Genomic DNA, 24,010 nt, shown 5'->3' with positions numbered 1-24,010 from the left:
TACCCGTTCTGTGATCCTGCGCGGTGCGCTTGCGCTGGGCGTCGCCACGGCGGCGCTCGGCGTGACGGCCCAGCCCGCGCTGGGGCTCGACGTGGACCGCGAGCTTGCGGCAAGGACGAACGAGGCCTACAGCTTCAGCGCGAACGCCGATACCATCCGCCTGCAGACGGCCAAAGACGCTCTGCCCTCAAAGTACGACCTGCGAGACCTCGGCGTGGTGACGCCCGTCAAGTTCCAGAATCCCTGGGGGACGTGCTGGGGCTTCGGGGCGATCGCGGCATCCGAGACGAGCATCCTGTCCGAGGCCGGCCAGACGTACGCCGATACCGGGTTTGACCTCTCCGAGCGCCATCTGGCCTACTTCACCTCCAACCATATTCCCGTGGGCGACGGCAACTACGACAACCAGGGCGGCGAGGGCGGCTACAACGCGCTGACCGAGACGGATGCGCTCTATGACCCCACCCTGGCGGAGGACCTCCTGGGGTACCCGCTGGAAAACGCCACATACAACAGGAGCGGATACTCGACGTATGCGACGTCTCTGTTCTCGAGCGGCATCGGTCCGGTGCTCGAATCGGACGCGCCGTACCAAAACGACGAGGGGATTGTGGACCCGAGCGGCGTATTCTGGTCCGATCAGGGCACCTGGTCGCTTGCCGAGAGCCTGAGGGGCACATCCGTCGCCGCGCTCGAGGAGTCGTTCATCCTGCCCTCGCCCGCGACGCTGAGCAGCGACGGCACCTCCTATACGTATACGTACAACGAGCTGGCCACGACTGCGATGAAGGAGCAGATCCTCGCGGGGCGCGCCCTGGCCATCAGCTTCCATGGCGATCAGTCCATGCCCGGCCAGGTATCGGAGAACACCTACATCAACACCGATACCTGGGCGCATTACACCTATGAGCCGGCTTCGCTCAACCACATGGTGACCATCGTGGGCTGGGATGACTCCTATTCCAAGGAGAACTTCAACGCGGGGCACCAGCCCCCTGCAGATGGCGCATGGATCGTCAAGAACAGCTGGGGCTCTGCGGACGGGGAGTTCCCCAACAAGTTCGCATGGGGTGACAACGGCTATTTCTACCTATCGTATTACGACCAGTCCATCGTGACGGTCGAGGCCTTCGACTTCGATTTGACCGGGCGCGAGACGGACCAAAACGGTCAGTACATCGTCAACCAGTACGATTACTTGCCGACGGAGCAGGCGAACGCCGTGCCCTATGACGGCAAGGCGAGCGTGGCCAACGTGTTCACCGCTGCCGAGCCGCAGGACCTGACGAGCCTTTCGTGCGAGACCTCCACGCCGCAGACCAAGGTGACCTACGAGGTGTACCGCCTTGCCGACGATGCCGCCGATCCCACCGATGGCGAGCTGGCGCTGACGCTCGAGGAGACCTACGAGTTCGGTGGATACCATCTGGCCACGATTCCCGAGGCCGACCGAGCCAAGCTGCACTTCGACGAGGGCGAGCGCTTCTCGGTGGTCGTGACCATGCAGGGCCCCGACGGCTATTACATCCTCGCGCAGGCCGCATTCAACGACGCCTACCGGGACCTGGCCATCAGCCAGCTGGAGCAGCAGGAGGAGTCCACGCATGCCTTGAGGAGCCAGCTCGTCAACCAGCTGACGACGGAGTACCGTGCGGAGCATCCTGACGCTACCGACGAGGAGGTCGACGCCTATCTCGCCACGAAGGAGGAGTGGCTCGCCACGGCGACCCACGATGCCGTCCAGCTGCAGGTGCCGGGATATTTTAAGGGCGTCGTGAACGACGGCGAGAGCTTCATGATGGCCGAGGGTGATTGGGTGGACTGGTCCGACGCGGCCGAGGAGGCGTCGGAAGCGCTGGGCGGCGTCATCGATTTCGACAACCCCTCCATCAAGGCGTACGCCGTGCCGGTCGATGAACCGTATACCGACGTGCCGGCAGACGCTTGGTACCACGACGAAGTCATCCGCGCGAGCGAGCTCGGCTTCATGGGCGGCTACGGCGACGGCACGTTCGGTCCCGAGCACAAGCTCACGCGCGAGCAGGCCGCCATGGTCATGTGGAACGCGCTGGGCGAGGGCGCCACGGACGCGCCGGCTGCCGACCGCTCCGATGTCGCCCAGGACGAGTGGTACTCCAACGCGGTCAACTGGGTCGTTGCGAGCGAGCTCATCAACGGGTACGACGGCTCCGACAAGTTCGGCGTGGGCGATCCGCTCACGCGCGAGCAGTTCGCCTGCATCATCGCCAACGCGGCCGGCGCTGACCTCTCCGAACAGGACACCTCGGTGCTCGATGGCTATGTGGACGGCGACGGCGTGTCCGATTGGGCGCGCCCGGCCGTCGCCTGGGCGGTCGAGGCCGGCGTGATCAACGGCGTCGAGGGCGAGGACGGCACGCGCACGCTCGATGCCGTACGCGACATCACGCGTGCCGAGATGGCGGCCATGATGCTGAACGCCGTCGATGCCGGCGCGCTGGTTGAGGGATAATCACGAGCGCCCCTGTCGGCACAGGGGCGCCGTCGCCCCGCGAGACGACGGCGCCCTATGAGTTAGGCGGCCTCCCGTCAAAGCAGGACGGGAGGCCGCGTGCGTATTCCGAATAAGCTGGAGTGCTCGTTCGTATTCGTCGAGAAGCGATTTTGCCGCCTGAGGGCTGCAGAGGGCATGCAACAGGTATTCGACCGTGCCCTCGATCTGCTCGTTGAACCGCGCGGTGTGATGGATGCTATAGGCCATGTTTTTCCCTCAGCGCCGCAAGGGATTCGAATGCGTCGGCGGTTCGTCCCGCAGCGATGTCTTCAAAACCGGCCTCTATATCAGAAACGAGCTCATCGAAGTAACGCTGCCTGTCTAGTTCGCGCTGCGCCGCCTGCTTCAGGGCGCGGTCGTACTTCTCGAACGTCTTGGAAATCATCACCACCAAGCAGTCATAGCCGTTCTTGGTGATGTGGATGGGCTCGTTTTCTTCCTCGCACCGCCGGGTGATGCCGGCGGTGTCCTTCAGTTCTTTCATCGGAAGTATGGTCATAGAGAGTTCTCCATCATGGGACAGTTATCCCATTTCATACCCATAGTTGGGAGATAGGCCGGCCAGCACCATGTATTTCAAATTCAAATTCAGCATCCGGGAGGGGCGGGGGAGAGGCCGATGACACAAAATGGGCAGTTTGGCACGCTAAGAGCCTTTATTGACCCTCTTTAGCGTGCCAAACTGCCCATTTTGTGTCATATCGCTCAGCTTGTCCGGTCTGGAAAACGCTGTGGTACGCCGGTGCGGCCCGAGCGTGCGGTGTCGATCAAGGAGCGTCCGGCGCAAAGGCAACCGGTCAACGCCTTCACAGGCTCACGCCGCCCCAAAAAACTTTCCGGAAACCTCGCTCAAACCTTCGCTCGAACGAAGAATCGGGCCTTCGAAGCTCCGGTAAGCTATCGCTGTGTAGGAATGGGGGTGCCATATGGAGTTCATCTCGGCCTCGGAGGCGGCGCGTCGCTGGCGCGTGACGCCGCGCGCCGTGCAGCTCATGTGCTCGCGCGGGCGCATTCCCGGCGCTGAGCGCTCGGGTCGCACCTGGCTTGTGCCCGCGGGTGCCGTCAGGCCTGCTGACCTGCGGCGTTCCCGCAAAGAAGCGGCTCTTGAAGATGAGGGGCCCCTGATGCCCCGGCGCCGGCAGGGGTCGTGCGACACCCTCATGCCCCTCATGAACGCGCCCTTTGCCCCCGGCCATGCCCGCGAGTACGCCGAGTCGCTTCCCGAGGGTCCGCGCCGCGACGTGGCGCTGGCGGAGCTCGCCTACTTCACCGGCGACGCCGCGCAGGCGGCCGCCCTCGCACGCTCGCTCCTTACGAGCGAGGACGCGGGAGCGCGCCTTTCGGCCTGCCTCATCTGCGCGTACGCGAGCCTCGCCCTCGACCGCATCAACTACGCCCGCGCTACCCTCGCGCGCGCCCGCGCCGGCATCGAGAAACCCATCGGGGGGGGGACCTCTCTTGAGATGACCGCCGCCGCGTCCTTCGTGGCGCGCACGGCGAGCGTGCTTCTGCACATCCCCGAGCCCGAGGGCCTGCCGCCCGCGGGCGAGGCGCTACCCCTCCTGCCGCCGGGCCTTCGGCTCTTCGCCTGCTACGTGCAGGCGCACCGCCTCTATCTGGAGGGTGAGTACCAGACGAGCCTGGGCATGGTGCTGGGCGCCTTCGCCATGCAGGACGACGTCTATCCCATCCCCGCCATCTACCTGCATCTTGTGGCCGTCATGGACCTCATGGCGCAGCGCCGCGCGGACGAGGCCCGCGAGCACCTGCTGGCGGCGTGGGGGCTCGCCCGCCCCGACGGCCTGATCGAGCCGCTGGGTGAGCACCACGGGCTTCTCGGCGGCATGCTCGAGGCGGTCATCAAGCCGGGCTGGCCCGACGACTTCCGCCGCATCATCGACATCACCTACCGGTTCTCGGCCGGCTGGCGGCGCGTGCACAACCCCGTTACCGGCGACGACGTTGCCGACAACCTCACCACCACCGAGTTCGCCGCCTGCATGCTCGCCTCGCGCGGGTGGAGCAACGCCGAGATCGCGGCGCACATGGGCATCTCGGTGAATCGCGTGAAGGAGTGCATCTCCAAGTCCCTGAAGAAGCTCGGCGTGAACAGCCGCAAGGAGCTGGGGCGCTTTCTGCTTTCTTAGGGAAGCGCCGACCAATTCATTCCGCGCCGGTCGGCCCCGTGGCGGGCGCCTGCGCGCTCAGGCTGCGTCGGTGCAGCCCAACTGCGCCTTCCTCGCCTTCGCCCGCATCTGATTCGCCATGGGGCCGACCGCCGCGAAAGCAATTTGTCGGCGCTTCCCCGGGACGCGACCCTCCCCAAACCTGCTACAACGTGACGGACCCGTCGGTCGGGCTTGCCTCGACCGCCGACGAGTCCTCGTTCAAATGCTATATGGGGGACACTGGGCTCCCTGTGTCGCAGGTCTTTGCAGACAGCGCCGAGACCCCGCACGAGGTGTATCGCGACATCCTGCTCGGAAAGCTTCAGATCAACGAGGGCATGCTCACGGAAAACGTCGTCGCTCAGCAGCTCACCTGCGACGGGCGCGGCCTGTACTTCTATTCCAAGCGCGACGACGGCGATCGGTCGAGCACCATGGAGATCGACTTTTTGATTACGGCAGGCTACGACGACGCTGCGGGAAGGCTGCGCGTCTCGCCGGTGGAGGTCAAATCGACCAAGCGTTACAGCACCCGGTCGCTCGACAAGTTCAGGGACAAGTTCGGAGGGCGCGTGGGGACGAGGTACGTGCTGCACCCCAGGCCCTTGGTCATCGATGGTGACGACCTGGTTCGGCTGCCCCTGTACGCGTCCATGTCGTTGGCTTCTGGTCACGTCGATGTCGCCGTAGACTTCATGGACGAGTATGTCGACGTCTTCGAAGAGTTGGCAAAATGAGTGCTCGCCGCCTCATCACATACCTGCGGCTTGAGGGCGTGATTTTTAGGCTGCCCCATGGAGAGTTTTGCGGGTGATGCTCGCCCTTGCTGCCGGAATTCTCTGCTACGAGGAGCTCGTAAGCTGGGTGCGTGAGATGACCAGTCATACAGAACGGTCCTAAACGACCATCGCCGCATTGCTTCACCCGTCCGCCGCGAGCTCGCGGCAGTGCTCATGCGCCTCGCGCAGGCCGCCTCGTAGGCGTGCGTCTCGCTGGACAAGTGAATCCTTCCTCAGAGGGCCGCCCGATCAGGCGGCCCTCTTTCCAGCGCCAAGGTATGTATACGAGTTTGATGTCCTGTGCAGCGCTATCGCAGCCTTCGGGAGTTCGGCTACGGCAATCGGACGTCAGCTGCGACTGAGCTCCTGTTCAACCAGCAACTCGAGCTGGGGAAAATTATCCCGTATCGTGCCCCATACGACTTCGCGATTGACGTGCGAGTAATCGTGGGCGAGCCTGTTGCGCATCCCGCGGACCTGGTCCCACGGGATGTCTCGGTGGCGCATTTTCAGATCGAAGGAAAGGGAGTTCGCCTCTTCGAGCACGCGGTACACGTTCATGAAGATGACGTCCACGAGGGCTTCTTCTTTAAAGGAGGAGGGTCGCACCACTGACTCCTCTGTCATCTCGAAGACCTCAATCCTCCGGTAGGCATCGGCAATCAACCGCTTGATTTCCTTAAGTGACAGCTCGTCATTGGGCATCGCGGTCATAGACTAACTCCTTGTCCCTCTCAATTTCCTCTTTGAGCGTTTGGTCACGCGCTGGCCATACCTCTCCGCTCACGAAGTCGACGTGCGACTCGAAGGCGGCTTCCAAGGCCTCGATCGCCGCAAGGTATGCGGCGGTTAGGGGCTTGATGGAGTAGTCGAGGACGGCATAGAAGTCATAGTCGCTGTCCGGGCGGAAATCTCCGCGTGCCCGCGACCCGAAAAGATAGAGCTTCTTCACGATGGGGTGCGCGGAGCACGCTGCCGTCGCGATGCGGGCGATTTCCGCGATGCGGGCGCTTCGTTCCTGGGCGGACTCCATGGCGGACATACCTCCATATGCGACGGTGGATGGCGTGCGGTTTGCTGCCTACCGGTATCATATCGCAAGCGTGCAGGGGGGTGATGCCGGTGGTGCTGCCGCCTGTCGAGTGCGCCGGCTGCCTTCATCCGCCGTCGGGTGGTCAAAACATGCACTCCCATTGCAAACGCTCGCGCCTGACGCGGATCGTGGTCAATTAGGTCGCTCCCATTGCAAACGGACGCGCCTGATCCGGGCCGCAGCCGCCTCGGAGGCCGGGAAGGCGGCCGTGCGGGCGGGTTTTCCGGGCCGTGGGGGAGCGATGAGCCGGGAAACGCCTGTCTCGAGGGCCCAGAACGCTCGAACGAACCGGATTCGGCACCTCGGTTTGCAATGGGAACGACCTAATTGACCACAAAGCCGATCACGTGCACGTGTTTGCAATGGGAGCGCATGTTTTGACCAGAAAGCTCCCGGACCGGGCGAGCAGCCCGCCCGCGCTGCCGCGACCCCAAATGTTACGAGAATAAGACGCGCTGAAAGACACAGTCTCCTGACGTACAATGGAGACCCGTGGAAGATATTGGAACTTCGACGGGAAAGCTCAGGTACAACATAATGACTAAACATGTTTTCGTGACCGGTGGCGTCGTATCTTCGTTGGGCAAGGGCATCACGGCAGCCTCGCTCGGCCGTCTGCTCAAGAGCCGCGGCTACAAGGTGACCATGCAGAAGGCCGACCCGTATCTAAACGTCGACCCGGGTACGATGAGCCCGTTCCAGCACGGCGAGGTCTTCGTGACCGAAGACGGCTACGAGTCGGATCTCGACCTCGGCCACTACGAGCGCTTCATCGACGAGAACCTCACGCGCAACTCCAACTTCACCACGGGCGCCATCTACCAGAGCCTGATCCATCGCGAGCGCCGCGGCGACTTCTTGGGCGGCACCGTGCAGGTGATCCCGCACGTCACGAACGCCATCAAGGACAAGTTCCGCCGCATCGAGGAGCAGACGGGTGCCGACGTGGTCATCACCGAGCTCGGAGGCACGATCGGCGATATCGAGAGCCAGCCGTTCGTCGAGGCCATCCGTCAGTACCGCAAAGACGTCGGGCCCGAGAACGTCTGCTACATCCACGTGAGCCTCGTTCCCTACATCGCCGCCGCCCACGAGGTCAAGACCAAGCCCACGCAGCACTCCGTCAAGGAGCTCCGCAGCTTCGGCATCCAGCCCGACATCATCGTTTTGCGCAGCGACCACGAGATCGACAACGCCATCCGCACCAAGATCGCGAGCTTCTGCGACGTCGATGACGACTGCGTGTTCACCAACGAGGACTGCGCCTCGATCTACGACGTGCCGCGCCTGTTGGCGGACCAGGACTTCGACCTACGCGTCTGCGAGCGCCTGGGGCTCGACCCGCGTGAGCGCCACATGGAGGACTGGTACGGCTTCCTGTCCAAGCAGGACCATGCCAACCAGCACGCCGATAAGGTGAAGATCGCCGTGGTGGGCAAGTACACGCAGCTGCCCGACGCCTACCTGTCGGTCATCGAGGCCCTGCACCACGCGGGCATCTTCTTCGACCGCCATGTGGACGTCCAGCTCGTCGACGGCGAGAGCCTCGATGAGGCCAACGTCGACGAGATGCTCGGCGACGCGTCGGGCATCCTCGTCCCCGGCGGTTTCGGCAAGCGCGCGTTCGACGGCAAGATCTGCGCCGCGCGCTACGCCCGCGAGCACAAGATTCCGTATCTGGGCCTGTGCCTCGGCATGCAGGTGGCGGTCTGCGAGTTCGCCCGCAACGTCGCCGACCTGGCGGAGGCCAGCTCGTCGGAGTTCGATCCGGATGGTCCGCACTCGGTCATCGACCTCATGGATTCCCAGGAGGACGTGACCGAGAAGGGCGGCACGATGCGCCTGGGCGCCTATCCGTGCAAGCTCGCCGCCGATTCGCTCGCGCGCGAGGCGTACGGCGAGGAGCTCGTCTACGAGCGCCATCGCCATCGCTACGAGTTCAACAACGCCTACCGCGACCAGCTTGAGCACGCCGGCCTGGTCATCTCCGGGGTGAGCCCCGACGAGAGCCTGGTCGAGATGATCGAGCTGCCGCGCGATGTCCACCCGTGGTTCGTGGCGACGCAGGCGCACCCCGAGTTCAAGAGCCGTCCCACCAAGCCGCAGCCGCTGTTCCGCGAGTTCGTGCGCGCATCGGTCGCGCAGCATGAGGGGGTCGCCCGCGCCGAGGTGAACCCCATCAACCCGGTCGAGCAGTAGGGCGACGGGCGCTATGGACGGACGGACGCATGCGCCGCATGTGTAGAGGAGGCAGCGGGCTGCCGGAATTCTCTGCTACGAGGAGCTCGTAAGCTGGGTGCGTGAGATGACCAGTCATACAGAACGGTCCTAAACGACCATCGCCGCATTGCTTCACCCGTCCGCCGCGAGCTCGCGGCAGTGCTCATGCGCCTCGCGCAGGCCGTTGGCCCGACGCGCCCCATGCGTGCGAGCTGGCCATGAAGGGATCCAGGGGAGCTGACTATGAGACCGATGTCGAGCCGGATAAGAAGAAGATCAACGCGTGCCAGTATAAGGACGGTCGCTTATACACATCTAGATGTGTATAAGAGACAGGACGAATACCTCGGGCATCTCGCCGTCGAGCGCGGGCTCTCCCGCAACACGCTCGACGCCTATCGCCGCGACCTCAACGCGTACGTGTCCTATCTGTCCGAGCGCGGCATCGACGAGGCCGATGCCGTCGCGCGCCGCGACATCGAGGACTTCATCGCGGCGCGGCGCGAGGCGGGCTACGCCTCGTCGTCGATCAACCGCACGCTGTCGGCGGTCAAGGGGATGCATCGGTTCCTGATGCGCGAGGGCATGAGCGAGACGCATCCCACCGCCGGCGTGCGCTATGCGCGCAAAGACGACCGCCTACCGGAGTATCTGACCATCGAGCAGGCGACGGCCCTGCTCGACCAGCCGTTTCCCCAGACCGATGCCGGCGTGCGTGACCACGCGATCCTCGAGGTGCTCTACGGATGCGGGGTGCGCGTCAGCGAGCTCACGGGGCTGGACGTGGGCGACCTGTATCTCGATGACGAGTTTCTGCGCGTGAGGGGCAAGGGCTCCAAGGAGCGGCTCGTGCCGATCTCCGGCACGGCCGAAAGCGCCCTGCGCTCCTATCTCGCCGACGCGCGCCGCTCGCTTGCCGCCCATGCGCGCAGCGGCGTCTCGGCGGCGGTGTTCCTCAACGCGCGCGGCGGCCGCATCTCGCGCCAGTCGGTGCACACGATCGTGGAGCGCGCGGGAAGGACGGTGGGGATCGAGGGCCTCCATCCCCACATATTGCGGCACTCGTTCGCCACCCATATGCTCGCCGGGGGAGCCGACCTGCGCGTGCTCCAGGAGATCTTGGGCCATGCGAGCATTTCGACGACGCAGGTCTACACCCATGTCGACCGCACCCAGCTGCGCGAGGTCTACCTGGCGGCCCATCCGCGCGCATGAGGGCGCGTCCGTCATGGGGGCGGGCGCATCCGGCATATCCGCAGAAACCGAATCGACCGGCTCGCCTTGGGCCAAAACCCGTTCATTCATGAATGAACGGGGCCCGTTTCGGCGTTTGCCCAGGATTCGATTTTCTGACACCCCTCTTCATTCATGAATGAACGGGTCGGCTGTCGTCGTTGCTCGATACTGAACGGGTCGACGGGGCCGACCCGGCGCGCGGGGACGCACCCGAGGGACCGTCCTGGGGCGCGCATCGACCGCAGCGTCGGCGCCCCCACGGCGCCCCCACTTCCTCCCACCGGTGTCCCGCGGGCGCGCACATCGCTGCAAAAGCGCGGACCGCAGCAGCAAAACAGCTGGTCAGAGGCCTACTTTTTCTCCCACCGCGCTGACCTGCGGATTCTCGATTTCGTCACAACTTCGCCCCGCCGGATAAATCGGTTCAACCTCAGCTTGAACGTTATGCTTTGCCGTCTCTCTGGCGAGGGGTGGTGGCTTTTCGTGCTCAAAACACAAGATGTAGTGGTCGGGGCGATGGCGTTCCGAAACCTCTCAACAAGGTCGGGTGGGTTGGTGGGAGCCGGTGGGGGAGAAAGTGGGAAAAAGTGTTGCGAAAGGGTTCGAAAGTCCATAAGATTGAAGACGTCGACAGCGGGGTGGCTCCCGCACAAGCCCACGAATCGCCTAAGGGGGTGCGGCGGTGTATCTCACCGGTACCTATGATCGAAACCTCGATGCAAAGGGCCGTCTGTCTCTACCGCCAGCCTTCCGCAAGCAGTTCGACGAGCAAGTGCGCGTGCTGCCCGCTCCTGAAAAGGAGCTCGACGCCCTGTACGTGTTCACCGAGGACACGTTCAAGGCCTGGCTTGACGATGTGTTCCGCGCAAAGGGCGGGTACGACCCCACGAACGGAGAGCATCGCATGGTCAGGGAGGCGCTGAACGGTCAGGCGGCTACACTCGATATCGATTCGGCCGCCCGCATCAGCCTTCCTGAGCCGTATCGCGCTCAGGCCGGTCTCGATCGCGAGGTCACGATCGTCGGCAACGGCGACCGTCTGGTGATCTGGGACCGCGCGAAGCACGAGGCGCGTCAGGCCGCGGTCAAGAACGTGCTGGCGAACTTCTTCGATTAGGGAAGCGGTCCGGAGGAGAACACGAACATGGAGACGGGATCGTTGACATACGAATATCGGCATGAACCTGTCATGCTCAACGAAGTGCTCGAGCAGCTCGCCTTGCACGAGGGGGAGGTCGTGTGCGACTGCACCCTCGGAGGGGCCGGTCACTCGGTCAAGCTGGCCGCTGAGGTCGGTGAGACGGGCCTGCTCCTCGGCATCGATCAGGACGACATGGCGCTGGCCGCGGCGCACGAGCGCCTCGACCGCGAGGCGCCGGGCGTGCCCCGCAAGCTCCTGAAAGGGAACTTCGGGGACCTGGACGAGCTTCTGTGCTCGGCCCAGGTGCCCGGTGTCGACGGCTTCCTGTTCGATCTGGGCGTCTCGAGCCCGCAGCTCGATATCCCTGGCAGGGGCTTCTCGTACCACGAGGACGCCCCACTCGATATGCGGATGGATCCGGGTAACAACACCTTAAACGCAGCTGAGGTCGTGAACACCTACAACGAAGCAGACCTCGCCCGGATTCTTCGCGTCTACGGGGAGGAGAAGTACGCCCGCCAGATCGCGCGCCAGATCGTGCGCAGGAGGGCGGACGCGCCTCTCAAGACCACGGGAGATCTGGTGGAGGCGGTCAAGGCGGGCATTCCCGCCGCGGCCCGGCGCCACGGGGGGCACCCCGCGCGCAAGAGCTTCCAGGCGATCCGCATCGAGGTCAACCATGAGCTCGATGTGCTCGAGCGCGGCCTCGAGGCTGCGGTCAGATGGGCGAATCCGGGAGGGCGCATCTGCGTCATCTCATACCATTCGCTCGAGGACCGCATCGTCAAGCGGCTGTTCCAGGAGCATAGCCAGGGCTGCATCTGCCCGCCGGATATTCCGGTGTGCGTGTGCGGGCACGTGCCGGTAGTCGAGATCATCACCCGTAAACCGCTGGTTGCGCAGGCCGAGGAGGTCGAGCGCAACCCCCGGGCCCGGTCTGCCAAGATCCGCGTGGCGAGGCGCTTATGACCTTGCGTGCGATCGCGGTGCGGCCATCCCCGAGCGGCAGCATAAACGTACTTTAATCGCACTACTCTTACTTCGAGGGGAATGGGTTGCATACCATGGGTTATCGTCAGTCAAACGCAGCATTCGCCTATGATATGCAACCCGCCGCAACACCGGAGCGCCTCCGTCAGAACGAGGCGCCGCGCGTCGCCGAGCGCCCGAGCCTGCACGTCGTCACCGGCGAGGGCCGTCAGGCCAACCAGGCGGTCAGCCCGGCGTTCGTGAGCGTCATCAAGGTGTGCTGCGTGCTCATCGCCCTGTTCTGCGTCGTCGGCCTGGCCCGCGTCAGCCTGGCGAGCGCGACGGCGGCGACGCTCAACAACAACGCCGCGCTCACCAACGAGCTCGAGACCGGCCGTGACGAGAGCTCCAACCTCGAGGTCATGCAGTCGGTATACGGTTCCCCCACGCGCATCCGCGACCTCGCGTCCGGTACGCTGGGCATGGTCGATGCCGAGAACACCGTCGAGCTCGACCTTTCCGGTTCGGCCGCATCGTCTGCCACCGAGGGCCAGCCGTCCGCAGACCAGCAGTAGGAGCCGCAAGAGGGGCGCATCTATGGCACAGAACAGAAACGGATACGGTCGCGACCGCTACGGGAGCGACCGCTTTGCTGACCGTCGCTTTGGCGACGGTCGTTTTGACTACGGTTCCCGCGAGCGCCGCGACCGCGCCTCGGCGCGCGCAGCCCGCGGGGGAGGCAGCCGGCGCGGCCGCGGCGGCTCCGGTGCGGGAGGCTCCGCATCGGACGGCGCGCTCATGTCCCGCCGCACGCTCGTTAAGGGCCTGCTGGGCGCGGCTTCGTTCGCGGGCGTCTTCAAGCTCTCGCAGCACCAGATCTTCTACCACGACGTCAACATGGAGCGCCTCGAGGCGCGCCGCATCGCCAACTCGACGCTGCACGCCAAGCGCGGCACGCTCTACGACCGCAACGGCAACGTGCTCGCGGCGAGCGAGGAGTGCAGCAACATCGCGCTCAACACGTACAACATCGAGGACAAGAAGAAGGTCGCAAGCGCGCTCGTGAAGCACCTGGGCGTCGAGAAGAGCTTCGCGAACGACAGGGTCAACGAGGAGACCACCTGGACCTACGTGGCGCGCAAGGTCGACCAGGACGTGGCCGACGCCCTCATGGAGGAGGGCCTCGCGGGCATCGAGTTCGAGCAGACGGTCAAGCGCGTCTACCCGTACGGCCAGCTCGCCTCGCAGGTGCTCGGCGTCGTCAACACCGACAACGAGGGCATCTCGGGCCTGGAGCTGCAGTACGAGCAGGACCTGCAGGGCGAAAACGGCTGGATCGTGCGCGAGCGCGGCGCCGACGGCAGCTATATCGCCGGGGGCGCCTACGAGAAGCAGGCGGCGGTCGACGGCGACGACCTGGTGCTCACGCTCGACATCAACATCCAGCGCGAGGCGGAGGAGGCGCTTGCCGAGGCGGTTGCCAACAGCGGCGCCTACCACGGGTCCATCATCGTGACCGACCCAACGAGCGGCGAGATCTTCGCGGCCTGCTCGTACCCCACCTACAACCAGGCCGACCTGTCGACCGCGCGCACCGAGGACATGAACCTGCGCGTGGTGACCGACGCCTACGAGCCCGGCAGCGTCTTCAAGGCGCTCGTGAGCGGCATGGCGATCGATCTGGGCGTGGCAGACGTGGACACGACGTTCGACGTGCCGCCCGTGGTGCTCGCCGGCGACGACGAGGTCACCGACGTCGACGACCGCGACTACGCGATGACCATGACGCTGCGCGAGATCATGCGCCGCTCGTCGAACACGGGCATGATCCTGGTGGGCGAGAAGGTCGGCGCCGACAACTTCGCCGAGTATCTCGACCGCTACGAGATCGGCCATGCCTCGGGCATCGACTTTCCGGGCGAAAACACCGGTATCGTGCGCTCGCGCGACGAATACGACGGCGCGAGCGTGGCGGCCATGTCGTTCGGCCAGTCGGTCTCGGTGGCGCCGGTCGAGCTGACGCGCGCGATCTCTGCCATCTCCAACAAGGGCATCATGACCACGCCCCACTTCCTCATGGCCAAGAAGGGCGTGAAGGTCGATTGGTCCGCGCACGACAAGCAGGTGCTCTCCGAGGAGACGGCGACCAAGGTCGCGGACATGATGCTCACCGTCGTGGACGAGGGCACCGGAGAGCTCGGCCAGGTCGAGGGCTACGAGGTGTCGGGCAAGACGGGCACCGGACAGCGCGCGAGCGAGACCGGCGGCTACGAGCTCGGGAAGTACCTGGCGTCGTTCATGGGGTTCGCCCCGACGAAGGACCCGAAGGTGCAGGTCTACGTCACGCTCGACGGCACGGGGTACACCTCGGTCGCGGCGGCCCAGCCCTTCGCGACCGTCATGGGTGCGGCCCTGCAGGCACTCGGCGTCAAGCCGACCCGCTAGGCAACGTCCGTTTGGCGCGTGTTGGGTCGGGCTCGCTTGCGCTCATGTCGACGGCGCGAGCATCCACAGGGCCTGCACGAACTGGGGTGCCGGTCGCGCTAAAATGTACGGTCGGCATATTCGGCTCGTTAAGGAGCGATGCATGATAGAAATCGCAGTCAAGTACCTCGAGAGGGTCACGGGCGCGAAGCCGTGGACGGGCAACGCCGACCGCGTGTGCCGCGGCGTCGTGATCGACTCGCGCGAGGTTTCCCAGGATTCCATCTTCGTGGCGTTTCCCGGTGAGCGCGTCGACGGCAACGACTTCGCCGCCTCGGCTATCGAGGCGGGCGCCGCGTGCGTCGTGCTGACGCGTGAGCCCGCGCGCGACCTCATCAAGGCGGCCGACCGGCACGAGTGCGCCGTCTTCACCTGCGAGGATCCCACGCAGTTTTTGCTCGACCTGGCGCAGGGCTACCGCGCACGCATGCGCTGCACGGTCATCGGCGTGACCGGCTCGATCGGCAAGACCACGACCAAGGACACCCTCGCCGCGCTGCTGTCCACGCGCTACCGCGTGCACGTGACGAGCGGCAACCACAACAACCTCATCGGCATGCCGCTGACCATCCTGTCCGCCCCGCGCGACACCGAGATCATGATCTTGGAGATGGGCATGGACGGCTTCGGCCAGATCGAGCGCCTGTCGCGCTGCGCGCAGCCCACGTACTCGGTCATCACCAAGATCGGCACGTCCCACATCGGCCTTCTGGGGAGCCGCGAGAACATCGCGCGCGCCAAGGCGGAGATCCTGGCGGGCATGCCGCCCAGCTCCGAGAACTTCGAGGGGCACCATTCCGCGCTCGTGCTGAACGGGGAGGACGACTTCACCCCCTTCATCATCGAGAACTTCGCAAAGCCCGCGGGCATCGAGGTCATCCTCTGCGGCATGACCGACGATGACGACGTGAGCGCGCGCGACGTCGAGCTCGAGCAGGACGGCTGCCCGTCGTTCACCATCTCGTTCGAGGACGGCGCCCAGTTCAGGACGCACGTCTCGATCCCGGGGGCCCAGTCGGTCGTGAACGTGCTGTTCGCCGCCGCCCTCGCGCACCGCCTGGGTGTCGCCCAGTACGTGATCGACGAGCAGTTCGCGAAGCTGGAGATCACCGGCCGCCGCACCGAGGTCCGCGTCTCCGCGTGCGGCGCGCGCATCATCGACGACTCGTACAACGCGGCGCCCGAATCCATGGCCGCGGCCCTCGACCTTCTGGCAAAGCTGCCCGCGACCGGCTCGCGCATAGCCGTCCTCGGCGAGATGGGCGAGCTCGGCTGTGAGGGGGAGCGCCTGCACGCGCTCACCGGCGCCTACGCGGCCGCCAAGAAGCTGGATCTGCTCGTGTGCGTCGGCGGCGAGAACGCCGGGCACATGGCCGCCGCCGCGCGCCTCATGGGCATGCCCGAGGACCGCGTGCGCGTGCTGCCCACCACCGATGCCGCGATCGCGCGCCTCTCGCACGCGATCGCTTCTGATGACCTGGTGCTCGTCAAGGGGTCGCGCTTCGTTGGCCTCGATCGCTTCGTGGAAGAGGTGTGCTAAATGATCGGCAACCCCCTGTATCCTACCTATCAGACGTTTCTCGCCCTCGGCATCGCCGCGCTCATCGCGCTCGTGCTCATGCCGCTGTGGATCCGCATCCTGAAGTTCGAGGGCATCGGCCAGCAGGTCCGCGCCGACGGGCCCAAGCGCCATCTGGTCAAGCAGGGCACGCCGACCATGGGCGGCGTGGTCATCCTGATCTCCGTCGTGCTCACCTGCGTGCTCATGGCCCGCTTCTCCGTCGAGCTGCTGCTCGTGGTCGGGGCGACCGTCGCCACGGGCCTGCTCGGCCTGATCGATGACGTCACGAGCGTCACCCACGGCCGCTCGCTCGGCCTCACCCCGCACGCCAAGATGATCGGCCTCACCCTCATCTGCGTCGTGTTCTGCCTGGTCGCCGTCAACCTGTGCGGCGTCACGCCCGCGGTGCGCTTCCCGGGAGGCTTCACCATCGACCTCTCCGGCATCAAGACCGTCTTCCAGATCGGCGACCGCGCCTACTACATCCCGTGGCTCTACCTCATCTTCACCTGGCTCGTGATCGCGGGCTTCTCCAACGCCGTCAACCTGACCGACGGCCTCGACGGCCTCGCGGGCGGCACGTCCATGATCGCCATGCTCATCATGGCGGCCATCGCCTTCATGCGCAGCGATCCGGGCCTGGCGATCTTCGGGGCCGCCTGCGCCGGCGCGTGCCTGGGCTTTCTGTGGTTCAACTGCTACCCGGCGAGCATCTTCATGGGCGACACCGGCTCGCTCGCGCTGGGCACCGCCTTCGCGAGCATGGGCCTGATCACGAACACCGAGGTCGTCTCGCTCATCATCGGCGGCCTGTTCATCATCGAGGCGCTGTCCGTCATGATCCAGGTCGTGAGCTTCAAGCTCACCGGCAGGCGCGTCTTCCTCATGGCCCCCATCCACCATCATTTCGAGAAACTCGGTTGGGCCGAGACCAAGGTCGTCATCCGCTTCTGGATCGTCGCCGCGGCGTTCGGCGCCCTGGGCTTCGCCTTGTTCTTCCAGCTGGGATAGTGATTCTTCATGCCGTTGCCTAAAACATTCTCGCTTCTGGTGCTCGGTCAGGGGCTGACCGGGATCGACGTTGTGACCTGGGCGCTCGATGCGGGCTCCGCGCGCGTGAGCTCGATCACCGTGTACGGGGGCGCCTCGTCGGAGCCCACTGAGCGCACGCGGGCCCTCGAGTCCGCGGGCGTTCGGTTCGTCTACGGCACCGAGGAGGTCGAGGGCGACTACGATATCTGCGTGGCGAGCCCCGGCATCTCCGAGTTCTCCGACTTCTTCGCCTCCGCCGCGGCGCATGCGGGCGAGATCATGGGCGAGCCCGAGCTCGCCTGGCGCCTGTCGCGCGCGCCGTGGTGCGCCATCACCGGCACGAATGGCAAGACCACGACCACCACGCTCGTGAACCACCTGCTCCAGGGCGCCGGCATCGAGTCCGTGGCGGTCGGCAACATCGGCACGCCGGCGATCGAGGAGGCCGAGAAGCACGGCCCGGACGCCTGGATGGTGGCCGAGCTGTCGAGCTACCAGATCGCGACGACCCATGAGCTGCACCCGCGCGTCGCCGTGCTGCTCAACATCACGCCCGACCACCTGGCGTGGCACCGCACGCACGAGAACTACGCCCTGGCCAAGATCAAGCTGTTCGACAACATGACCGCAGACGACCTCATCATCGTCGACGTCGAGGACGAGGGCGTCATGACGTATGCGGACCGGATCTTCACCGGCGGGCACCGCGTGCTGTCGCTCGGCATGGCCGACGCGGGAACGCGCGACGCGGCCTTCGTGCGCGAGAGCCGCCTTGTCGTGCGCCTGGACGGAGAGGAGTTCGACCTCGTCCACGCCGACGACCTGGCGATCGCGGGGCAGCACAACGTCATCAACGCCCTGGCCGCGTCCGCGGCGGCCCTGTACTGCGGTGCGCCCGCGGATTGCGTCCGCGCGGGCCTCGACACGTTCAGCCCGCTCGAGCACCGCGTCGAGCCGTGCGGCGAGCTCGACGGCGTGCGCTACTACAACGATTCCAAGGCGACGAACACCGATGCGGTCGAGAAGGCTCTGACGGCGTTTCCCGACGACGACGTCATCTTGCTGCTGGGAGGCCACGACAAGGGCACGCCGCTCGAGGACTTCGCCGCCTACGTGTGCGACCACGTGCGCGCCGTCGTGTGCTACGGTGAGGCGCGCGCCCGGTTCCGCCGCGCGATCGAGGACGCCGACCGCAACCAGGACGTGGACATCGCCGAGGCCGATGACCTGCGCGACGCCGTCGACGTCGCGCGATCGCTCGCCTCGCGCGGGGACGTGGTGCTGCTGTCTCCCGCCTGCTCGTCGTTCGACGAGTTCTCCGGGTTCGAGGAGCGCGGCAGGTATTTCAAATCGTATGTGGAGAAGCTGCGCCAGGCGCACGATGACGAGGAATAAGGGTGAGCGTGGGTAACGACACGAAGATGCAGGAGCGGACGCCGCGCCCGCGGCAGGACGCGCGGGGCGGGGTTCCGGCGCGCCGGGACCAGGCCGGCGCCGGGCGCCGCCGCACCGGAGCCCGGCGCCAGTCGGGCGCCGCGCAGGACGGCATCGCCGAGCGCCTGATCGCCGGCGTCCCCGCGCGCATCATGCGCCCCCGCCTCATCTTCCTGTGCTGCCTGGTTGCGCTCGTCGCGTTCGGCCTGCTCATGGTGTACTCCGCCTCGGCGGTCGAGGCCGCCTCGGACGGGTACGCGCCCACGCACTATCTGGAGCGCCAGGCGCTGTTCGCGCTCGGCGGCACCATCCTCATCGCAGTGATGGCCTTCATCCCCAACCTGTTCGACCATTTCAAGCGCTGGCTCGCGTGGCCCCTGTGGGGCGTCGCCCTCGTGCTTTTGGCCGCCGTGACCCTCGTCGGCATGGTCGGCGGCGGCGCGCAGCGCTGGATCAGCCTCGGCTTCTTCACCCTGCAGCCCTCCGAGCTGCTCAAACCGGCGCTCATCCTGGTGGTGGCCAAGCTGTTGTCCGAGTACTATGCGGAGCGCGCGATCGACATCAACACGTATGCGGCCCGCATGGCGATCGCCGTGGGCGTGCCGCTCGTGTTCATCATCGTCCAGCCCGACCTCGGCACGACCCTCATCATCGGCATGACGGTGTTCACGATGATGTTCCTGGCCGGCCTCCCTGTCCGCTACGCCCTGTTCATCGTGGCGGTGATCGCGGTGGGCGGCGTTCTCGCCATGATCGCGGCGCCCTACCGTCTCCAGCGCTTCCTGGTCACGATGGACCCCTGGGCCGATCCGTACGGGGACGGCTACCAGGCGACGCTCGCCATCATGGCGTTCGCGTCGGGCGGGCTGTTCGGCCGCGGCATCGGCAACTCGACCATCAAGTACAACTATCTGCCCGAGGCCCATAACGACTACATCCTGGCCGTCATCGGCGAGGAGCTCGGGTTCGTGGGCACGGTGCTGTTCTTCGCGGTGTTCGCGCTGCTCATCTGGAGCGCGTTCAAAATCGCGAGCGAGTCCCAGACCGTGTTCGGCCGCCTGGTCGCCGAGGGCTGCGCCGTCGTGCTCGCTGTGCAGTTCCTCGTCAACGCGCTCGGCATCATCGGCGTGCTGCCTATGACGGGAAAGACCCTGCCCTTCATCAGCTACGGCGGATCCTCGATGATCGCGAGCATGATCCTCGCCGGCCTGATCCTGCGCGCGTCGATCGAGTCCGAGGCGCAGACCGTCTACGACATGCGCCGCGACAGCTTCGCCGTGATGTCTCGCGCAGACGCGGGCTCGGCGCACGTGGGCACGTCGACGGCGGGCGAGGCGCGTCCGCGTCGCACCAGCGGGTTTTCCGTATATGATGGAGCGGGTGCGGGCGGCCGCCAGGCTGCGCCCGCGCGCCCGCGCACGGCGCGTCCCGGACCGGGGGGTTTTCCGTGAGGGGTGGGGCGGGGCGGGGCGGCCGGCCGGCGGGGCCCGCGCGCCCGCGCACGGCGCGTCCCGCCCGCGACGGCTCCTTTGGGCGCGTCGACCTGGGGCCCGATAGCGCCGATCGCCTGAGAAGCCGCGGCCCGCAGGTGCGTCGTGGGCCGCGGACATCATCGAGAAGGGATCGTTATGACCGATAAGCTCTCTGTTGCCATTGCCGCCGGCGGCACCGCGGGCCACGTGAACCCGGCGCTCGCGCTGGCGGAGGAGCTCGCGTCCCGCGGCGATTCCGTTCGCTTCTTCGGGGAGACGCGCCGCCTGGAGGGCACGCTCGTGCCCCAGGCCGGATTCGAGTTCTTCCCCGTCCAGGTGACGGGCTTCGATCGCGCCCGACCCTGGACCCTCGTCACGGCGCTTGCGCATCTGGCGCGCGAGGAGCGCCGCCTGATCGCGGCGTTCAAGGCCGACCCCTCGCTCATGCCCGACGTGGCGGTGGGCTTCGGTGCCTACGTCGAGCTGCCGCTCATGCGCGCGGCGGCAAAGCTCGGCATCCCGGTGGTGCTGCACGAGCAGAACTCGGTGCCGGGGCTTGCCAACAAGCAGTCCGCCAAGAGCGCGGCGCTGATCGCCATCGCGCAGCCGAGCGTGCGCTCCGTGTTCGAGAAGCACGCCGGCCCCTCGACCGCGATCGAGCTCACGGGCAACCCCGTGCGCCGCTCGGTGCTCGCGGGCGATCGCGCCCGCGGTCGCGCCGCCCTCGGGGTTCCGGAGGATGCGACCCTGCTGCTCGTGTTCGGCGGATCGCTCGGCGCCCATCACCTGAATCAACGCATGGTTGAGCTCAAGGAGCGCCTGCTGGGGCTCGATGGCGTCTATGTCGTCCACTCGACGGGCAAGGATGACTTCGAGGCCACGCGCGACGCGCTGGCGTGCACGGAGCAGGAGGCCCTCCGCTATCGCGTGCAGCCCTATATCGACGGCATGGGCGACATGCTCGCCGCCGCCGACCTCGTGCTTTCCCGCTCCGGCGCCTCGTCGGTGGCCGAGATCGCGGCGCTGGCCGCCCCGTCCATCCTGGTGCCGTACCCGCTGGCGACGGCGGACCACCAGACCACCAACGCGCGCTTTCTGGTCGACGCCGGCGCCGCCGTCATGTTCGCCGACGCGGATATCGACGGCGAGCCCTTCGCCGACAAGCTCATCGGCCTGCTCGGGGATCCCGCCGAGCGCGACCGCATGCGCGCGGCCGCCCGCGGTCTTGCGCAGGACCAGGCGGCGGTGCGCCTGGCGGATGCCGTGGAGGGGCTGCGCCGCTGACCGTTCAGGCGTGCAGACGGCGTGGCCGGCCAATCAATCTCCCCGCGCGCGGCCCGTTTGCGTTAGAGTAGTAGGCTGCTGCATTACATCGTCGTCCCAAGGGGAGACCAATTCGACATGGCACAGACTAGCACCACCATCGCGCCTTCGTTCAAGAGCGCTCACTTTATCGGCATCGGCGGAGCGGGCATGAGCGGCATCGCGCTCGTCCTGCACGAGCGGGGCTTCGACGTCACGGGTTCCGACCTCAAGACCTCCCGCTACATCCGCCAGCTCACGAGGGCCGGTGTCGACGTGCGCGTGGGCCACGAGGCCAAGACCATCGATGAGGTCATGCCCGACGTCGTGGTGGTCTCCACGGCGATCCCCGACACCAACCCCGAGGTCGTCCGCGCCCGCGAGCTCGGCATCCCCGTGTGGCCGCGCGCCAAGATGCTCTCGGCGCTCTCGCAGGGATACACCACCATCGCGGTCGCCGGCACGCACGGCAAGACCACGACGTCGTCCATGTGCGCCACCATGCTCGACCGCATGGGGCTCGATCCAAGCTTTCTGATCGGCGGCATCGTCGAGGGCTACGACACCAACGGCCGCAACGGCAAGGGCTCGTACTTCGTCGCCGAGGCCGACGAGTCCGACAGCTCGTTTCTGTATCTCGACCCCAACGTGGTGGTCGTCACCAACGTCGAGGCGGACCACCTCGATCACTACTCGGGCATCGAGGAGATCGAGGCGACCTTCGTCAAGTTCATGAATCTCGTGGGGGAGGACGGCACCATCGTCGTGTGCGGCGAGTCCTCGCACCTGGTCGATCTTGCGCGCTCGACCGGCCTGCACGTGGTGACCTACGGTTTCGACGCCTCCTGCGACGTCGTGTGCACGCCGGATGCGGCCGGCCACGGGCTGGCCTCCCGGTTCGGCGTCAAGCTGCCCGACGGCACCGAGCGCCAGGTGACCATCAAGAGCAACCCCGGTCGCCACAACATGCTGAACGCCTCCGCCGCGCTGACCGTCGCATGGGCCGTGGGCGAGGACACCGAGGCCGCCGCGCAGGCGCTGTCCTCGTTCGAGGGCGTGCGCCGTCGCTTCACCCACGTGGGCGACGTGCGCGGCGTCACGCTGGTTGACGACTACGGCCATCATCCCACCGAGATCGCCGCGACGCTGAACGCGGCGAGCTCGCTTGACTTCAAGCACGTGGACGTCGTGTTCCAGCCGCACCGCTACTCGCGCCTGCAGGCGCTCGCCGACGATTTCGCCGACGCGTTCGCCCAGGCCGACAAGCTCATCCTGATCGACGTGTTCCCCGCCGGCGAGATGCCCATCCCCGGTGTGACGAGCAAGATGCTCGCCGACCTGGTGGCCGAGCGCCATCCGGGCAAGCGGGTGCTCTACGCGCCCGACCGCGCGACCCTCATGGGCTATCTCGACGCCGAGGTGGAGGAGGGCGACCTGCTCATCACCATGGGGGCGGGCGACGTCACCCAGGTCGGGCCGGAGTATCTCGACCACGTCGCCGAGGCGAACAGGGACGGCCGATAGGCGATGGGCCTGTTCAACGCCGTGATGGCGCTCTCGGGCGCCATCGACACCGATGCGATCGAAGGCGAACGCCTCGCTCGCCATACGAGCTATCGTATCGGCGGCAAGGCGGCGCTGTTTCTCACCTGCCATAGCTACCATGCCCTGCGCCGCGCCGTCGAGGTGCTGACGCGCGAGTCCGTGCCGTGGGTCATCTTGGGCAAGGGCTCCAATCTGCTGGTCTCCGACTCCGGATACGACGGGGCGGTCATCACGCTCGGGCGCGAGTTCCAGCGCTCGGTGCTCGCCGAGGACGGCTGCACGCTCACGGTGGGAGCCGGCGTCATCCTCGCCCGCCTGGTGAACGACGCCCTGTCACGCGGGCTGTCGGGCCTGGAGTTCGCCGTCGGCATCCCGGGCACCGTGGGCGGGGCCGTCTCCATGAACGCGGGGACCCGCACCGAGTGGATCGGCTCGCTCGTGGAGGACGTCGTCACCTACAAGCCCGGCTCGGGCATCCGCCATTACAGCCACGACGACGTGTACTGGGCGTACCGCGAGAGCGGTATCCCCCGCGACGAGATCATCCTTGAGGTCACCTTGAAGTTGAAGCCCGGCGACAAGTCCGAGATCCGCTCGAAGATGGAGCAGTCGCTCGTCAGGCGTCGGCGGACCCAGCCCATCGGGTCGGCGTCATGCGGGTCGGTGTTCCGCAATCCCGCCGACAGAAGTGTGGGAGCTATGGTCGAGGAATGCGGATTGAAGGGTTTTTCCGTCGGCGGGGCCGAGGTGTCGCAGGTTCACGCTAACTTTATTGTGAACAACGGCACGGCGACCGCAAGCGATGTGGTCGCCGTCATCCAGCATGTGTACAAGACGGTAAAGGAAACGTATGGCGTCGAGCTCAAGCCGGAAGTCAAATTCCTCGGCTTCTAAGCAGAAGCCCACCTTCCGGCGCTCGACCGGTGCCCCTTCCTCGCGCAGCGCCTCGGGCGCCCGGCCGAAAGCGGCATCGCCGGCGCCGGTTGCCCATAGCGCGCATGCCCCTGCCCGCACGTACGTGGCGCCCACGAAGCGCGCCGC

At 66.2% G+C, this 24,010-nt stretch carries 19 protein-coding genes; 16 read left to right on the top strand and 3 right to left on the bottom strand.

The window, feature by feature from the left end:
* Nucleotides 1-10 precede the first annotated feature (10 nt).
* Nucleotides 11-2,491, top strand: coding sequence for an S-layer homology domain-containing protein (locus tag BN3789_RS12920; RefSeq protein ID WP_066833051.1), 2,481 nt, complete (start codon nt 11-13; stop codon nt 2,489-2,491).
* A gap of 238 nt (nt 2,492-2,729) precedes the next feature.
* On the opposite strand, the gene BN3789_RS08755 is transcribed toward BN3789_RS12920, so the two are convergent.
* Nucleotides 2,730-3,032 (bottom strand): hypothetical protein, encoded by a 303-nt coding sequence (locus BN3789_RS08755; RefSeq protein WP_066833038.1) that lies wholly within the window; start codon nt 3,030-3,032, stop codon nt 2,730-2,732.
* Between the two features lie 427 nt (nt 3,033-3,459).
* Here BN3789_RS08755 and BN3789_RS13285 point away from each other — a divergent pair, with 427 nt between their 5' ends.
* Nucleotides 3,460-4,680 (top strand): LuxR C-terminal-related transcriptional regulator, encoded by a 1,221-nt coding sequence (locus BN3789_RS13285; protein WP_066833035.1) that lies wholly within the window; start codon nt 3,460-3,462, stop codon nt 4,678-4,680.
* Nucleotides 4,608-5,438 carry a DUF4143 domain-containing protein gene (locus BN3789_RS12435; RefSeq protein ID WP_324608434.1) on the top strand — a complete coding sequence of 277 codons (831 nt, stop codon included), beginning with the start codon at nt 4,608-4,610 and terminating at the stop codon, nt 5,436-5,438. Before BN3789_RS13285 ends, BN3789_RS12435 begins: the two co-directional genes overlap by 73 nt.
* A 390-nt stretch (nt 5,439-5,828) precedes the next feature.
* On the opposite strand, the gene BN3789_RS08740 is transcribed toward BN3789_RS12435, so the two are convergent.
* Together BN3789_RS08740 and BN3789_RS12915 are read right to left on the bottom strand one after the other, a co-directional pair.
* The gene (locus tag BN3789_RS08740; protein WP_066833029.1) at nt 5,829-6,194 is read right to left on the bottom strand and encodes a HepT-like ribonuclease domain-containing protein; all 366 of its coding nucleotides are present in this window, start codon (nt 6,192-6,194) and stop codon (nt 5,829-5,831) included.
* A complete protein-coding gene (locus BN3789_RS12915) occupies nt 6,175-6,513 on the bottom strand; it encodes a nucleotidyltransferase family protein (protein WP_161938998.1) in 339 nt (112 codons plus the stop codon). Before BN3789_RS12915 ends, BN3789_RS08740 begins: the two co-directional genes overlap by 20 nt.
* A gap of 597 nt (nt 6,514-7,110) precedes the next feature.
* Here BN3789_RS12915 and BN3789_RS08730 point away from each other — a divergent pair.
* The 13 genes from BN3789_RS08730 to murB all read left to right on the top strand — a co-directional run bounded on the left by BN3789_RS08730 (nt 7,111) and on the right by murB (nt 23,863).
* A complete protein-coding gene (locus BN3789_RS08730) occupies nt 7,111-8,772 on the top strand; it encodes a CTP synthase (RefSeq protein ID WP_066833026.1) in 1,662 nt (553 codons plus the stop codon).
* Nucleotides 8,773-9,114: 342 nt separating this feature from the next.
* Entirely contained in the window at nt 9,115-10,008 is an 894-nt protein-coding gene (xerD, locus tag BN3789_RS08725) for a site-specific tyrosine recombinase XerD (protein WP_229254290.1), read from the top strand.
* A gap of 703 nt (nt 10,009-10,711) precedes the next feature.
* Nucleotides 10,712-11,146 (top strand): division/cell wall cluster transcriptional repressor MraZ, encoded by a 435-nt coding sequence (locus BN3789_RS08720; RefSeq protein ID WP_066833023.1) that lies wholly within the window; start codon nt 10,712-10,714, stop codon nt 11,144-11,146.
* A 27-nt stretch (nt 11,147-11,173) separates the two neighbouring features.
* Entirely contained in the window at nt 11,174-12,139 is a 966-nt protein-coding gene (gene rsmH / locus BN3789_RS08715) for a 16S rRNA (cytosine(1402)-N(4))-methyltransferase RsmH (RefSeq protein ID WP_079989215.1), read from the top strand.
* 95 nt (nt 12,140-12,234) lie between these two features.
* Nucleotides 12,235-12,714 (top strand): FtsB/FtsL family cell division protein, encoded by a 480-nt coding sequence (locus BN3789_RS08710; protein ID WP_066833020.1) that lies wholly within the window; start codon nt 12,235-12,237, stop codon nt 12,712-12,714.
* 22 nt (nt 12,715-12,736) lie between these two features.
* Nucleotides 12,737-14,584 carry a peptidoglycan D,D-transpeptidase FtsI family protein gene (locus BN3789_RS08705; RefSeq protein ID WP_229254289.1) on the top strand — a complete coding sequence of 616 codons (1,848 nt, stop codon included), beginning with the start codon at nt 12,737-12,739 and terminating at the stop codon, nt 14,582-14,584.
* A gap of 142 nt (nt 14,585-14,726) precedes the next feature.
* Entirely contained in the window at nt 14,727-16,163 is a 1,437-nt protein-coding gene (locus BN3789_RS08700) for a UDP-N-acetylmuramoyl-tripeptide--D-alanyl-D-alanine ligase (RefSeq protein WP_066833017.1), read from the top strand.
* On the top strand, nt 16,164-17,195 hold the full coding sequence (gene mraY / locus BN3789_RS08695; protein ID WP_066833014.1) for a phospho-N-acetylmuramoyl-pentapeptide-transferase: 1,032 nt from the start codon (nt 16,164-16,166) through the stop codon (nt 17,193-17,195).
* 9 nt (nt 17,196-17,204) lie between these two features.
* Nucleotides 17,205-18,611, top strand: a complete 1,407-nt coding sequence (murD, locus tag BN3789_RS08690) for a UDP-N-acetylmuramoyl-L-alanine--D-glutamate ligase (protein WP_066833012.1) — start codon at nt 17,205-17,207, stop codon at nt 18,609-18,611.
* An 8-nt stretch (nt 18,612-18,619) separates the two neighbouring features.
* Nucleotides 18,620-20,101 (top strand): putative lipid II flippase FtsW, encoded by a 1,482-nt coding sequence (gene ftsW, locus BN3789_RS08685; protein WP_147569641.1) that lies wholly within the window; start codon nt 18,620-18,622, stop codon nt 20,099-20,101.
* A 177-nt stretch (nt 20,102-20,278) separates the two neighbouring features.
* On the top strand, nt 20,279-21,406 hold the full coding sequence (gene murG / locus BN3789_RS08680) for an undecaprenyldiphospho-muramoylpentapeptide beta-N-acetylglucosaminyltransferase (protein ID WP_066833005.1): 1,128 nt from the start codon (nt 20,279-20,281) through the stop codon (nt 21,404-21,406).
* Nucleotides 21,407-21,523: 117 nt separating this feature from the next.
* The gene (murC, locus tag BN3789_RS08675) at nt 21,524-22,948 is read left to right on the top strand and encodes a UDP-N-acetylmuramate--L-alanine ligase (RefSeq protein WP_066833003.1); all 1,425 of its coding nucleotides are present in this window, start codon (nt 21,524-21,526) and stop codon (nt 22,946-22,948) included.
* A gap of 3 nt (nt 22,949-22,951) precedes the next feature.
* The gene (gene murB, locus BN3789_RS08670) at nt 22,952-23,863 is read left to right on the top strand and encodes a UDP-N-acetylmuramate dehydrogenase (protein WP_066833001.1); all 912 of its coding nucleotides are present in this window, start codon (nt 22,952-22,954) and stop codon (nt 23,861-23,863) included.
* Nucleotides 23,864-24,010: the final 147 nt, after the last annotated feature.

This window comes from Collinsella ihumii, assembly GCF_900046475.1.
Lineage (GTDB): Bacteria > Actinomycetota > Coriobacteriia > Coriobacteriales > Coriobacteriaceae > Collinsella > Collinsella ihumii.
Note: the sequence above shows the minus strand (reverse complement) of the source record. Positions and strands in the feature narration are given on the sequence as shown.

Coding starts and splice junctions, on each gene's coding strand:
- BN3789_RS08700 (WP_066833017.1), top strand. CDS start 14,727: ATGATAGAAATCGCAGTCAAGTACCTCGAGAGGGTCACGGGCGCGAAG.
- BN3789_RS12915 (WP_161938998.1), bottom strand. CDS start 6,513: ATGGAGTCCGCCCAGGAACGAAGCGCCCGCATCGCGGAAATCGCCCGC.
- murD (WP_066833012.1), top strand. CDS start 17,205: ATGCCGTTGCCTAAAACATTCTCGCTTCTGGTGCTCGGTCAGGGGCTG.
- murB (WP_066833001.1), top strand. CDS start 22,952: ATGGGCCTGTTCAACGCCGTGATGGCGCTCTCGGGCGCCATCGACACC.
- mraY (WP_066833014.1), top strand. CDS start 16,164: ATGATCGGCAACCCCCTGTATCCTACCTATCAGACGTTTCTCGCCCTC.
- BN3789_RS08710 (WP_066833020.1), top strand. CDS start 12,235: ATGGGTTATCGTCAGTCAAACGCAGCATTCGCCTATGATATGCAACCC.
- murC (WP_066833003.1), top strand. CDS start 21,524: ATGGCACAGACTAGCACCACCATCGCGCCTTCGTTCAAGAGCGCTCAC.
- BN3789_RS13285 (WP_066833035.1), top strand. CDS start 3,460: ATGGAGTTCATCTCGGCCTCGGAGGCGGCGCGTCGCTGGCGCGTGACG.
- BN3789_RS08705 (WP_229254289.1), top strand. CDS start 12,737: ATGGCACAGAACAGAAACGGATACGGTCGCGACCGCTACGGGAGCGAC.
- BN3789_RS08730 (WP_066833026.1), top strand. CDS start 7,111: ATGACTAAACATGTTTTCGTGACCGGTGGCGTCGTATCTTCGTTGGGC.
- murG (WP_066833005.1), top strand. CDS start 20,279: ATGACCGATAAGCTCTCTGTTGCCATTGCCGCCGGCGGCACCGCGGGC.
- BN3789_RS08740 (WP_066833029.1), bottom strand. CDS start 6,194: ATGACCGCGATGCCCAATGACGAGCTGTCACTTAAGGAAATCAAGCGG.
- rsmH (WP_079989215.1), top strand. CDS start 11,174: ATGGAGACGGGATCGTTGACATACGAATATCGGCATGAACCTGTCATG.
- BN3789_RS08755 (WP_066833038.1), bottom strand. CDS start 3,032: ATGACCATACTTCCGATGAAAGAACTGAAGGACACCGCCGGCATCACC.